This is a genomic window from Paenibacillus sp. BGI2013, from assembly GCF_002843485.1.
GTDB lineage: Bacteria > Bacillota > Bacilli > Paenibacillales > Paenibacillaceae > Paenibacillus > Paenibacillus amylolyticus.
This window is the reverse complement of the sequence record NZ_PJFA01000026.1, coordinates 1-12899: the sequence shown is the minus strand read 5'-3', so window position 1 is coordinate 12899 and position 12899 is coordinate 1. Positions and strand designations below refer to the sequence as shown.

Below are 12899 nucleotides of genomic sequence, written 5' to 3'. Positions count from 1 at the left end.
TAATCTCACCTCATCTATTTCTCTTCATCTGTAAGTGTGTCATCTGTTACCTGATCTACCTCAATAACTTCCGGTTGTTGCTCGGATGCAGGCAGTTCAATAATAACTGTTGTTCCCTTGTTCATGACGCTTTTAATATCCATCATGCCCTTATGTGATTGAATAATGCGCTGACTGACCATCAGGCCAAGCCCTGTTCCAGACTCTTTATTCGTAAAGAAAGGCTCCCCAAGCTTGGGCATCATCTCTTCCGGGATACCGATCCCTTCATCCCTGATCTCAATTCTGACGCGTTTCGATTGCTCGTCATGCTTGAGCTTGATATGGATGTTTCCTCCATTTGGCATGGCCTCCATACCATTTTTCAGCAAATTGATGAATACCTGCTTCAATTGGTTCTCTTCACAGTGTACCATAGCCGAATCGGATGAGGCACGCAGTACAAATTCTACACCATGCAGATGCGCCTGACTATCCAGTAACGAGATGACATCGCCAAGAATAAAACGAATATCCCGATTCTGAAAATGAACCGCCTGCGGTTTCGCCAGAATCAGAAATTCACCAACAATAAGGTTGATTCGATCCAGCTCCGATAACATCAGATCCAGATGACGATGATTCAGCTTGTTGCTCTCTTGCTGTAACTGCAGGAATCCGCGCAGCGTGGTCAGTGGATTACGAATCTCATGTGCCACACCTGCTGCAAGCTGGCCCACGGTTGTTAGCTTCTCAGAACGTCTCAGCAGCTCTTCCATCCGATTACGGCTTGTAATGTCCCTGGAGACACTAATGAGCGCGGTAATCTCTCCAGCCTCGTCTCGTACCGGAGCCGTACTGACACTGACCTCTACTCGGGTCCCGTCTTTCTTCATCCAGGTAGTTTCGTTGGACGTAATGGACATCCCCTCAACGAGTTGGGCATGCTGACGTTTCATTTCTTCTTCTGCCTCTGGCGGGATGATCTTCAGATTACGACCTTCCACCTCACGACTTCGAAAGCCATATAATTGTTCAAATGCGCGGTTAACCCGCAGCACTTTTCCTTCAAGATCCGTAATGTGAATGGCGTCCGCTGTCTGATTGATAATGGACTCCAGATGTTCTTTCACCGCCCGATTCTCTTCATACATCTGTTTCAGACGACTCGTATAATGGCCCAGATTACGAATCATGGCATTAATACGATTGGCCAGTTGGCCAAGTTCATCCTTCCTCCGTACTTTCAGACGGAAATCAAAGTGCCCATCTGCTACATCATTCACTTTGCCCAGTATGGATTGGATCGGACGCGTAATATACCCTGCGAGCAAATAGCTGCCAAAGATCACAATCTCCAGCAAAACCAACGATATGGAGGCATGGCTCACCAACTGCTCAGATACCATGGAGGATATTTGCTTATAGTCCATGACAATACTGATCACATAGGAAGACTGATTGGGTGTGAAAATGGGAATAAAACTCTTCAGTACCTTCTGTTCGTGCGTTTCACTGACAAAAGATACATTTTGCCCTGTTCGAATGGCGCGCACCACAGCACGATGATCCTCATCCGTAGAACCATACTGGTATGTACCAAAACGAATCGGTCTGTTATTCAACTTGCTAAAGTTCGAATCTCTTCCGTCATCACCCATGTTCGGGCTGCCAAAAGTCAACGGATTGATGCCTGTAATCTCCAGAATGGAGGGATTGACCTCACGAATTTTATTTAAAATCTCATCCGGACTAGAGATTTTCACATAGTCATCAACTTCCGTATTATTATAGAAGGGATTGATTATGTAGTTTCTCTTTCCATCATGGTAGTAACCCCAGATATCAATATCCGAAGGACTGGATGTCGAATATTCGAATCCATCTGACCAGAAATGCTCCAACTTCTGTCCTTGGGGAATCGTCACCTGTTGTTTTTCGAATAATTGCTTAAAGGCCTGATACCAATAAGTCATGGATTTGGTGGACAGCCCGATTTCTCTCGGATCTGAGGAGCGGTTAACAACGATGTCATCATCCGTCTGCTCCATTAACGAAATATGTGAGACGCCGACCTTTTGGCTCAAGCGTACAAGTTCTTCATTTGTGATATTATTAATATCCGGGTCCAATTCTTCTGCTGCCATGACAGCAGCAAGCCACAGATTGTTTCCAATCTGCCGTTTTACATAATCCGAACTGTATTGATTCTGTTCGACAGCAATTGCAATCTGCTTTGCAGTGAGCACCATCTTGGTTTCACTGTCCTGCCTCAGATTCTCTTCTGTAGTATAATAACTCAGTGCGATATTCAACACTAAAATAACGAGCACTGAGCACGACATAATCATGGATAATTTCGTTTTAATAGACAAGTTTTTTTGTTCACCTCTCGGCTTGTACCCTCTGGCGATATATGGCAAAACCTATCTCCATCATAACGCTTGTATGTCTTTTTGAAAAGGATAATTGACCTGTGTCCAAAAGTTACCGAATGACTGAAAAGCTCGAAATTCGTTGTTTTTTGCATTTTCGAACTCTACAATGAAATTAATCACTATATTTATCCACATACCCACAGGCTTGTGGATAGTTTGTTTATAACTATGTGAGCAACTACGCGGTTATCCACAATTCTATACACAACATGTTAACAACCCGAATATTTGTTCGCTGAATAAACGATTTTGGAAGGAGTTATATAGTAATGAATGACCATTCTCCCCAGCCCGATCTTGGGAATTTATCTGAAGAGGCTCAACATGAGCACTGGATGCGAGAGGCCATTGCCGAGGCCTACAAGGCTGAGGCTCTTGGGGAAGTGCCGATTGGAGCTGTAATCGTACAAAATAACCAAATTATTGGTCGGGGATACAATCTGCGTGAAACTACACTGGATTCCACCGCCCATGCAGAGATGGTGGCTATTCGTCAGGCCAGCGAGACCATCGGAGCTTGGCGTTTGTTGGATTGTTCTCTGTACGTCACACTGGAACCTTGTCCAATGTGTGCAGGTGCAATTGTACAATCCAGAGTTCCCCGCGTTATCTATGGTACGGCTGATCCCAAGGCAGGCTGTGCAGGTACACTGATGAACCTGTTACAGGAGCCGCGTTTTAACCATCGCACCGAGGTTATTGCGGATATTCTCCAACCTGAATGCTCCACGATGCTAACTCAATTTTTCAGAAGTCTGCGCCAAAAGTTAAAGTAGTCACCGACTACAAACATCCCAATTAGAAAGGAAGTGTGCTGTAATGGCACTAACACTCTATGATACAGCCAATGGCATAAGCCTTCGGTTGCTCACACCCCAAGATACACAGTCCTATTTGGACCTGATTCAGGTCACACGCGTCCCCTACCAGTCTGTAGAACCCGTGCGAGACGATGAATTCTATACACTGGATGCTCAGACTCGGCGGATTGAGGATCGGGTCAAGGCAGCAGAAGATGGTACAGGATATCAATTTGGAATCTATACCATTAAAGACAGCCTGTTGATTGGACAAGTAAGTATCAACAATGTCGTATTGGGCGTTGCCAATTATGCGGATATGGGTTACTTTATCCATCCAGATTATCAGGGTGGCGGACGAATGACAGCAGCGGTTAAACTGGCCGTAGCTTATGGCTTCCGTGCGCTAAAGTTAAATCGGATTCAGGCTGCAGTATTGCCCTCCAACAAAGGTTCACAGCGCGTACTGGAGAAGAACGGATTCCAGTTTGAAGGTACTGCACGCAAATACCTCAAGATCAACGGCAAATATCAGGATCATCAGATCTATGCTGTACTTGCTGAAGACTTGGACGAACTTACGAATTAATTGATTTAGAAGCTTCCCAATAAAGCTGTCTGTATTCCCAATTCAACAATATACAAAGTTAATGTACAAAACCGCACTACTCTAGTTATGTAGGAGAGAGTGCGGTTTTATTTATATAGATCACCAGCCACGATTCAACTTCAAAGATCAATTATTTTGCGTATATCCCCTCTTACTCTGTCTAACTAAAAAAACCGCCTGTACCCAAGCGGAAGGATATTATCCTTCACTTGAATCACAGACGGTTTGAACTCAGCGAGATTAGTATCCGTATGAAGCGTTCATCAGTTCTTCGAACTCTTGCATAGTAATTACGTCATCGCCAGTAGGGATGTTGATTTTGAATGCTGCTTTTTCGTTAATCTTAGTGTACGTATTGGAACCGGTAAATGCCAATTTCACTTCGTCTTTTGTACCTTCTGGCTTGATCAGCACATCAGCGACCATCTTTTGATATACAGGGAAGTCGTTTTTGTCCAATGCGAAATCGATGTTGAATTGGTTGATTGTCAGAACATCTTTCAATTTATCCAAGTCTTTAGCCATTTCAGCCTGATCTGCCTCAGTGATCTTCAGATCTTCTTTAGCTTTGTCGATATCAGCCTGATCCATTTGCAGCATTTCACGATATTCCTCTTTGGACAGAATATCCAATACTTTAGGCATAGCTTTTGTTACCAGTACAGTAACTGCTTCTTTAACATTGTCATTATTCACCGAGAATTGTACAACTTGCTTCGCATCTACACCTTCAGGAAGTTTTGCATCTTTGGTGTCTAGATTTTTGAAGAATTTAGCTTGATCGTACTCGCTCAGCACTGCGTCCATGACTTCGTTGCTCAGCTTTTGCGTTTTGGCTGCGTCCATAGCATCAGGGTTCCATTCTGTACCCTCTTGCTCAGCCAGTTCTTTCAGGTCAAGTTCCAAGAACTTGCCTACAACATTCTCCGGAATCGGGAAGAACGGAATATTCGGCACTTTCACATAGAGTTTCTCTGCCGTCATCACCATTGGGATGTTAAAGGTCATACCCATGTCGCCTTTAAGCTCGATGCCAAGAGTCATCTCTGTCTGCATTGGCTCACTTTGGTATACACCTGTTACATTCAACTGAGCATCCTTCAGCATGCTCATAAACTGAGTCATGGTAGGATCAGTTTGTGAAGCATCCCCAGGTTTATAGCTCAATTCATTAATAGTGAAATTAGAACTCATTTCATACGAAGTCAATTTGGAAGCATTGGCCGCAGCCGTCTTCAATGCCTCTTTTGGTTCCTGCTTGCTGCTACATGCTGTCAATGCCATAGATACGGTCAACAGCAACGTGAGAAGAAGCGCCCCCATACGTTTAGTCATTTGTTTCTCTCCTCTCGTGATAACCCCAAAAAAAAGTAATTCAATATCAATGATATACCATATTACCAGATACCGAAACCTAATTTGGGAAAAATGTGATCTTTCCTCTTTAAAATGGCTACAAAGACCTATGTCAGCTTTGGGAATAACCATGTGCCTGTCTTTATATATGTATGAATACGCAAAAGCCCCTTGTTAGGTAACAAGGGACTTTTGCGTGAATCTGTTTCTTCTATTAACCTTGAGGATTCAAATGATCCACATGATTTTGATTTTTTACTTTTTTGGAACCGGATAATGGTTCCTGCATGGAAGAGCGTTTGGATGAATGACGATGCTGTTCGGATGCTTGCGCTTCCGGTACGGGAATTGTTTTTGGTTTGCTCATATTATTGCCCCCTCATCATTGTTAGGAATGGGATGGGTCCCTATCTTCCGTTTTGTCATGATTCAGTGCATCCTGATGACGGCGATCATTAATATCTTGCTGAATTTGCTGGGCATGATGACTGTTTACGGTAGGTTGCTCCAGATCATCGACTACATTTTGCAGGTTTTTGTCTACTCCCGCTTTGGCTTTAGTCAATTGAGTTCACTCCTTCAGATTTCAGGCTATTATCTCGTCTGGGATTGTAACGACTGGGCGCATTCATGAATGTGCCGTGTATAATCGTGAGCCAGTTCCTGAATCGGTTCTGTACGCTCATCCGTCGTTTGTCCATCCCGTTCCACATCAATCAGCTGTACGCTGACTTCACGGGAATCGACATATGCACATTTGAAATCAAAAGAGTACATCTCGTGCCCTGCTGTAGCAATGTGTATCCGAATCGCCTGCTGATCGGCTTCATCGGCCATTACCTGAGCCTGGTCTCCAACATTCAGGACTTGAGGCAAACGTTCTTGCCAGGCCCCTACAAGCTCTGTCTGATCGATGTTTAACTCGCGGTTCATCTTACCACCTCCACTCCTATAAAGTGCGGCGATGAAGATGTTTTTATACATATTAGCCTTATTCAAAATATAACGTTGTACTATGCAACATATACATTGGTCACCAACCTGTATGCTCACTACGTTGAACAAACTCACAACGCAAAAAAGGACCCGAGCGAGATCGCTCGAATCCTTGTTATAAGTGTAGTATGGCGGAGAGGGTGGGATTCGAACCCACGTGGAGTTGCCCCCTAACGGTTTTCAAGACCGCCCCGTTATGACCGCTTCGGTACCTCTCCAGGGAATTAACTTTTATAAACTTGCCACAAAAAGTATCATACCACATCTCGACATTATAATGCAACCTTTTATATTAAAATTGATGATCCTTTATCAGACAATTACCTCAGTTATACAAAACACTCCAATCCGCCATTCCGAAATGACGGATTGAATTTGTATTCCTCTTGATGAGGATGGTTAGCTAACTCTTACTTAAGAGCGACGTGCGATCACACTTGCACCGCCCATATAAGGACGTAATGCTTCAGGAATGACAACCGTACCATCTTCCTGTTGATAGTTCTCCAGGATAGCGGCTACCGTCCGTCCAACAGCCAATCCTGACCCGTTCAATGTATGAACAAATTCCGGTTTGGCTTTTGGCTCTCTGCGGAAACGGATATTGGCACGACGTGCCTGGAAGTCCTCACAGTTGGAGCACGAAGAAATCTCACGATAAGTGTCGCTCTCAGGCAACCATACTTCAATATCATACGTTTTAGCTGAAGTGAAGCCCATATCTGCCGTGCACAATGTCAGGACGCGATACGGCAAGCCCAACAATTGAAGCACACGCTCCGCATTTTGAGTCATTTGCTCCAGCTCTTCATACGAAGTCTCTGGAGTAGAGAGCTTGAGCAGCTCTACTTTGTTGAATTGATGCTGACGAATCAAGCCGCGTGTATCCCGTCCAGCCGAACCGGCTTCAGAACGGAAACAAGAGCTGTATGCCACGAAGTGCTTAGGCAATTGATCTACATTCAGAATCTCTTCGCGATGATAGTTCGTTACCGGAACTTCAGCAGTAGGGATCAGATAATATTCGGTATCTTTCAACTTGAACAGGTCTTCTTCGAACTTAGGCAGTTGACCTGTTCCAAACAAGCTGTCCCGATTAACGATGTATGGAGGCAGAATCTCTTCATATCCATGTTGATCGCTGTGCAGATCCATCATGAAGTTAATCAATGCACGTTCCAGACGTGCGCCCAGACCTTTATAAAAGGTAAAACGGGAACCTGTTACTTTGGCAGCCGCTTCAAAATCAAGAATATCGAGATCCTGCGCAATTTCCCAGTGTGCCTTTGGTGCAAAAGTAAATGACTTCGGCTCTTCCCAACGACGAATCTCAACATTGTCGTCTTCAGAAGCTCCAATAGGTACACTTTCGTTAGGAATATTCGGAATCGCCATTGTGAGATCATTGATCTTCACTTCCAGTTCCCGAACTTCCTCGTCCATGGCTTTGATTCGATCAGACACTTCACGCATCTCCACAATCAGATCATCAGCATTCTCACGATTCTTCTTCAGTCTAGCAACTTCCGCGGAGACCGTATTCCGACGACTCTTCAGTGTTTCACTCTCTTGAAGTAACTCCCGACGCTTGGCATCCATCTCGGTAAATCCAGCGATAAGATCCAGCGATTTGCCACGTTTAGTCAATGCTTCTTCTACACGTGCATACTCATTCCGCAATATTTTCACATCAAGCACGATATACCCCTCCTAAATAACCTCACAACGTGAAGCCTTATGTTAGATCCATTCTCAAAACTCTACTGTATACACCTTACTATATACTTATCGGAACCTGTAACCCAAAAAACAACCTATATCCCCCTTGTCACCCTCCGCTGCGATTCCCGCTATGAAGCAGATACAGGCAACATCAGGCATCCGTTCAGATGCAACTGCCAACCAGTGGCCTTACACGGCTTCTGGTGAAGTGATCCGATGACCGGGAGATCATAGGTTGTACATCATGCATTATTTAGAGTCTACCGTGTGTTTGTAGGATCTGGCCATGTCTACAAAATAAGTATGCAGACGATAGTCATCCGTCAATTCCGGATGGTAGGAGCAAACCAACAAATGTCCCTGACGAGCCGTAACAATCTCATCCTTGTATGTGGAGAGTACCTCCACCTGGTCTCCGACACTCTCGATCAAGGGCGCCCGTATAAATACAGCCCTTACCGTCTCCTCAATGCCTTTGACTGGCAAATCCGTCTCAAAACTCTCTCTCTGCCGTCCAAATGCATTTCGGGATACAGTCATATCCATTAGCTCCAAATGAGCTTCTTCTTGCCCTGCAATGTGTTTAGCCATAACGATCAAGCCAGCACAGGTACCAAATACCGGTTTGCCCTCAGCAGCAAACGCCCGAATGGCATCCATAAACCCATACTTGCGCATCAGTTTACCGATCGTCGTGCTTTCCCCGCCAGGAAGGATAAGACCATCCAAGTTCTCCAATTGCTGAACCTGTTTGATAGCTATACCTTCTGCTCCAGCACGTTCAATACTTCGAATATGCTCTGTGACAGCTCCTTGAAGTGCTAAAACGCCGATCTTCATACGCTCATTCCCCTTCTCTTACCAGCCACGATCTTGCATACGGTAAACGAACATTGTACTTTTTCACTTCATCATACGTGAATTCTAACTTGATATTTTACCGGAAAAATTGTAAATATACAATCCATCCGGTCGGAATAACTTGTATTTTGTCAATGATATGACCATGTAAGCTTAAAATCATGATCATACTCTTTCCATGAAGTTTGCTAAGGCTTAGAACAGGTTTTTGATTCCGTCAAAAAGATCCACAAAGAAATCCTTCACAGCACGGAAGAACAAACGGAACCATCCGCCTTTTTCAGCCTCTTCAGCAGTGATCAAGTTCACTGTTTTTTCCTGTGGCTCAATTCCCTCTGCTTTATACGTGTACGTTACCGTACCAACCTTCGTACCTGCCTTGAGTGGTGCTACCAGCTTGTCAGCCTCAGTTACGTTGGCTTTGAATGTCACATCCAGGTTCTGAGTACCTTTGGGAACAACAAAACTTACCGCATTATCTGTTACAACAGGAACGGTTGTTTCTTTCCCTTTTTTCAAAGGTACCGCTTCCCAGCCCGTCACTTTGGTCTTGCCTGCAACAGCCTGTTTCACTTCAAAGTTGTTAAATCCATAGTCCAATACCTTTTTAGTTTCTCTGAAACGTGCGGATTCCGAATCTGTGCCCATAACAACACTAATTAGACGCATACCGTTACGTTCTGCTGTACCTGTAAAGTTATTACCTGCGTTCGTGGTATGGCCTGTTTTCATTCCATCCAGACCTTCATAGGCATAGCTTTTGAAATTGGTTATATTTTTATTCGCTTCCAGCATCCAGTTGTAATTGATAATTGGAGCTTTATCATTGGGACGGAACTTGTAGGATTGAATCGTTGTAAATTCTGTGTAGTCCGGGTGATCCATAATGATGTATCGGCATAGAATTGCAGCATCCAGAGCGGACATCACCGTTTCCTTGTCTTCAGCTGGGCGGAAATCAGCAGGCATATCTGCTCGGTCGAGACCCGAAGAGTTTATGAAGAACGTATCCTTCATGCCCATACGCTTCGCTTCATCATTCATCATTTTCACGAAAGCTTCTTCCGAACCGGCAACATGTTCAGCCAAAGCAACCGTAGCATCATTGGCAGAGCCAACAGCCATAGCAATATAGAGATCCTTAACTGTGTGCTGGTCACCTTCCGCGAGGAAAATTCGCGACCCGATACTTTGTGCAGCATTCTTTTTAACAGTTACAATATCGTCCCAACCGAATTTACCTTGTTTGACTTGTTCGGCGACAATGTACTCTGTCATCATTTTGGTCATACTTGCAGGTGGCATCGCTTTATCCGCATCGACATTTAGTAGAATCTGTCCCGTTGAGGCTTCCATTAGCACCGCTGATCTAACCTCAAGCCCAAGTGAGTCTACCCCAGGCACCTTTACGGCTTTCTCCGTCTTCGTTGTTGTTGCCGCAGCAGTCAGAACCTGACTGGAGTTGTCCGCAGCAGCCATGACCGGCATTACTGCAGACATGCAAAGCATGTTAATTAGCATTACCGAGGCTACGCTCTTTTTGAGCATTTGGCGTTTCTTTTTATTCATGTGTTTGGCTTTCAATGATGAATACTCCCTTCGATCCAAAGCATTATTAATTGCTTCAGTGCAGCTTATGCTGCGATTTTCTTGTTCCCTAATCTGTGTGTTTGATGTATGAGATGTGTGCTATATGCGCTGTATCGAACGAGCAATATTATTGCTCCTAAAGTTCGTTATCGATTGTCACTTAGTCCGCATTTTGCAAATGCTTATGTAAAAGGACGTCCGCGCTTCTGTTTACCTGGCAGCCTTTTCTGGCACTGCATTTGCTTTTCAAAACCATATTCATAGATTCACGTCAAAAAGCCGCCGCAACGCCTTAATCCATCCATGGATCGTCACCGCTTGTTCTATTCTATCACAGGGGTATCTGCAAAAAAAGACAGACCCGGTGAAAATCACCGAGCCTGTCCTGGAAATGATTAACTCTCTTCAGATTACAACGAGTAGTTAGGTGCTTCTTTGGTAATCTGTACATCATGGGGATGACTTTCGCGCAGTCCCGCACCTGTAATTCGGATAAAGCCTGTATCGTTACGAAGTTGCTCCAAGTTACTTGTACCACAGTATCCCATACCCGAACGCAGACCACCAATCAGTTGGTGGATCGTATCAGACAATGGTCCTTTGTAAGCGACACGACCTTCGATTCCTTCCGGAACCAGTTTCTTGTCATCATCTTGGAAGTAACGATCTTTACTACCTTGTTTCATTGCAGCCATTGAACCCATACCGCGGTATACTTTGTAGCTACGTCCTTGGAAGATTTCAGTTTCTCCCGGGCTTTCTGCTGTGCCGGCAAACAAACTTCCCAGCATCACCGCGTGTGCGCCTGCAGCCAGTGCCTTCGTAATTTCACCAGAATATTTAATTCCGCCATCCGCGATAATCGGAACTCCATATTCACGTGCCACTGTTGCACAATCGTACACTGCAGTTACTTGAGGTACACCAATACCAGCAATAACACGTGTTGTACAAATCGAACCTGGACCAATACCCACTTTGACTACCGAAGCCCCTGCTTCGATCAGGTCACGAGTGGCAGCGCCAGTAGCGACGTTACCTGCAACGATGGTCAGGCTAGGGAAACGTTCACGAAGCTGACGTACAGCTTCAATGATATTGATGTGGTGTCCGTGAGCCGAGTCTACCGTAATCAGGTCGACACCAGCTTGTACCAAAGCATCTGCACGTTCAAATGTATCTTTGGAAATACCAATCGCTGCACCAACCAACAAACGTCCTTGAGCATCTTTGGCTGCATGAGGGAATTGAATGGCTTTCTCAATATCTTTAATCGTGATAAGACCTTTCAACGTGTTTGTCTCATCAACTAATGGAAGTTTCTCAATCTTGTGCTTCTGAAGGATACCTTCAGCTTCTTGCAGTGTAGTGCCAACAGGAGCGGTAACCAGATTCTCATGAGTCATGACTTCGCTAATTTTGATGCCGTAATCATGGATAAAACGCAGATCGCGGTTGGTCAAAATACCAACCAGCTTCTGATCTCCTTCAATAATAGGTACACCGGAGATCCGATATTTCGCCATTACTGCTTCCGCATCAGATACCAGATGATCTGCCGTCAGTGAGAATGGATTCGTAATAACACCACTCTCCGAACGTTTAACACGATCTACTTCTTCTGCCTGTTGTTCAACCGACATATTTTTATGAATAATACCGATACCGCCTTCACGTGCAATAGCAATAGCCAATGTCGCTTCAGTTACCGTATCCATACCCGCACTGATCAAAGGAATATTTAGCTTTACAGTATCACTCAAACGAATAGATACATCTACTTCTTTAGGCAGTGTCTCGGATTTCCGTGGCACTAGCAATACATCATCAAAGGTGAGGCCTTCCTTACCAAATTTATCTTCCCACACGCAAGTGTTCCTCCTTATGTTTGCTCAGCTTTACGGTCCAAAACCCGAAGATTCCAGGCTGTATTTTACGCCGAAAATACGTTTTCTGAAAAATTTATTATTGCCATCTTAGCAAAGCGATATTTAGACTGTCAAGGAAAAGTACTTGGTTATATCAGGTGTATTGCCTGATGAACACAACTGTTTTTCCAGAGCGGACAAGTCTAGTTATTACGCAAAAAAACGTCAATTCGTATCGAATAACGTTACCTGTACACATCCTATTGTGCTGAGAAATCACCAAATTCAATCTGTATTTTAATCCCATACTGCATAATAAAACTATATAATAAAAACCACCACCGAATAACATCGGCAGTGGTTCTTTGCTTGGCGGCGTCCTACTCTCCCAGGACCCTGCGGTCCAAGTACCATCGGCGCTAGAGGGCTTAACGGTCGTGTTCGGGATGGGTACGTGTGGAACCCCTCCGCCATCGCCACCAAACGCATAGCTTACATTTCAGAGTTGTTGTTCTCTGAAAACTAGATTCGAAACGAAACATGCGAATTACAACTTGCTATTGGATAAGCCCTCGACCGATTAGTACTGGTCAGCTCCATGCATTGCTGCACTTCCACCCCCAGCCTATCTACCTCGTCGTCTTCAAGGGGTCTTACATACTGGGAAATCTCATCTTGA

The 12899-nt window shown here is 44.5% G+C and carries 11 protein-coding genes, 1 tRNA gene and 2 rRNA genes; 2 read left to right on the top strand and 12 right to left on the bottom strand.

Features of this window, described 5'->3' with window-relative positions; genetic code table 11:
* Positions 1–14 precede the first annotated feature (14 nt).
* Entirely contained in the window at positions 15–2354 is a 2340-nt protein-coding gene (locus tag CXK86_RS31180; RefSeq protein ID WP_036607315.1) for an ATP-binding protein, read from the bottom strand.
* Between the two features lie 332 nt (positions 2355–2686).
* On the opposite strand from CXK86_RS31180, the gene tadA reads away from it, so the two are divergent.
* Together tadA and CXK86_RS31170 are read left to right on the top strand one after the other, a co-directional pair.
* Complete coding sequence (gene tadA, locus CXK86_RS31175; RefSeq protein ID WP_076254823.1) at positions 2687–3193, top strand: tRNA adenosine(34) deaminase TadA; 507 nt, start codon at positions 2687–2689, stop codon at positions 3191–3193.
* Between the two features lie 43 nt (positions 3194–3236).
* Positions 3237–3806 (top strand): GNAT family N-acetyltransferase, encoded by a 570-nt coding sequence (locus CXK86_RS31170; protein WP_036607294.1) that lies wholly within the window; start codon positions 3237–3239, stop codon positions 3804–3806.
* Positions 3807–4067: 261 nt separating this feature from the next.
* Here CXK86_RS31170 and CXK86_RS31165 read toward each other — a convergent pair whose 3' ends face one another.
* From CXK86_RS31165 to CXK86_RS31120, 11 genes are all read right to left on the bottom strand, one after another.
* Entirely contained in the window at positions 4068–5162 is a 1095-nt protein-coding gene (locus tag CXK86_RS31165; protein WP_047841148.1) for a hypothetical protein, read from the bottom strand.
* 235 nt (positions 5163–5397) lie between these two features.
* Entirely contained in the window at positions 5398–5550 is a 153-nt protein-coding gene (locus CXK86_RS31160) for a small acid-soluble spore protein P (RefSeq protein ID WP_036607296.1), read from the bottom strand.
* A gap of 21 nt (positions 5551–5571) precedes the next feature.
* The gene (locus CXK86_RS32380; protein ID WP_179087979.1) at positions 5572–5748 is read right to left on the bottom strand and encodes a hypothetical protein; all 177 of its coding nucleotides are present in this window, start codon (positions 5746–5748) and stop codon (positions 5572–5574) included.
* A gap of 29 nt (positions 5749–5777) precedes the next feature.
* A complete protein-coding gene (locus tag CXK86_RS31155; RefSeq protein WP_076254819.1) occupies positions 5778–6116 on the bottom strand; it encodes a hypothetical protein in 339 nt (112 codons plus the stop codon).
* 192 nt (positions 6117–6308) lie between these two features.
* Positions 6309–6397: transfer RNA gene (locus CXK86_RS31150), tRNA-Ser, on the bottom strand.
* A gap of 196 nt (positions 6398–6593) precedes the next feature.
* Positions 6594–7877: a serine--tRNA ligase gene (gene serS / locus CXK86_RS31145; RefSeq protein WP_076254817.1), complete on the bottom strand. Its 1284-nt coding sequence runs from the start codon at positions 7875–7877 to the stop codon at positions 6594–6596.
* A gap of 273 nt (positions 7878–8150) precedes the next feature.
* Positions 8151–8741 (bottom strand): pyridoxal 5'-phosphate synthase glutaminase subunit PdxT, encoded by a 591-nt coding sequence (gene pdxT, locus CXK86_RS31140; RefSeq protein WP_076254815.1) that lies wholly within the window; start codon positions 8739–8741, stop codon positions 8151–8153.
* A gap of 216 nt (positions 8742–8957) precedes the next feature.
* Positions 8958–10346: a D-alanyl-D-alanine carboxypeptidase family protein gene (locus tag CXK86_RS31135; RefSeq protein WP_076254813.1), complete on the bottom strand. Its 1389-nt coding sequence runs from the start codon at positions 10344–10346 to the stop codon at positions 8958–8960.
* Positions 10347–10762: 416 nt separating this feature from the next.
* The gene (gene guaB / locus CXK86_RS31130) at positions 10763–12220 is read right to left on the bottom strand and encodes an IMP dehydrogenase (RefSeq protein ID WP_036607306.1); all 1458 of its coding nucleotides are present in this window, start codon (positions 12218–12220) and stop codon (positions 10763–10765) included.
* Between the two features lie 367 nt (positions 12221–12587).
* Positions 12588–12704: ribosomal RNA gene (gene rrf, locus CXK86_RS31125) — 5S ribosomal RNA — on the bottom strand.
* 76 nt (positions 12705–12780) lie between these two features.
* Positions 12781–12899 (bottom strand): 23S ribosomal RNA (locus tag CXK86_RS31120); the annotation flags it as partial.

Excerpts from the sequence above, each read along its gene's own strand:
- CXK86_RS31170 (WP_036607294.1), top strand. The coding sequence starts at position 3,237 with ATGGCACTAACACTCTATGATACAGCCAATGGCATAAGCCTTCGGTTG.
- CXK86_RS31155 (WP_076254819.1), bottom strand. The coding sequence starts at position 6,116 with ATGAACCGCGAGTTAAACATCGATCAGACAGAGCTTGTAGGGGCCTGG.
- tadA (WP_076254823.1), top strand. The coding sequence starts at position 2,687 with ATGAATGACCATTCTCCCCAGCCCGATCTTGGGAATTTATCTGAAGAG.
- pdxT (WP_076254815.1), bottom strand. The coding sequence starts at position 8,741 with ATGAAGATCGGCGTTTTAGCACTTCAAGGAGCTGTCACAGAGCATATT.
- CXK86_RS31165 (WP_047841148.1), bottom strand. The coding sequence starts at position 5,162 with ATGACTAAACGTATGGGGGCGCTTCTTCTCACGTTGCTGTTGACCGTA.
- CXK86_RS31160 (WP_036607296.1), bottom strand. The coding sequence starts at position 5,550 with ATGAGCAAACCAAAAACAATTCCCGTACCGGAAGCGCAAGCATCCGAA.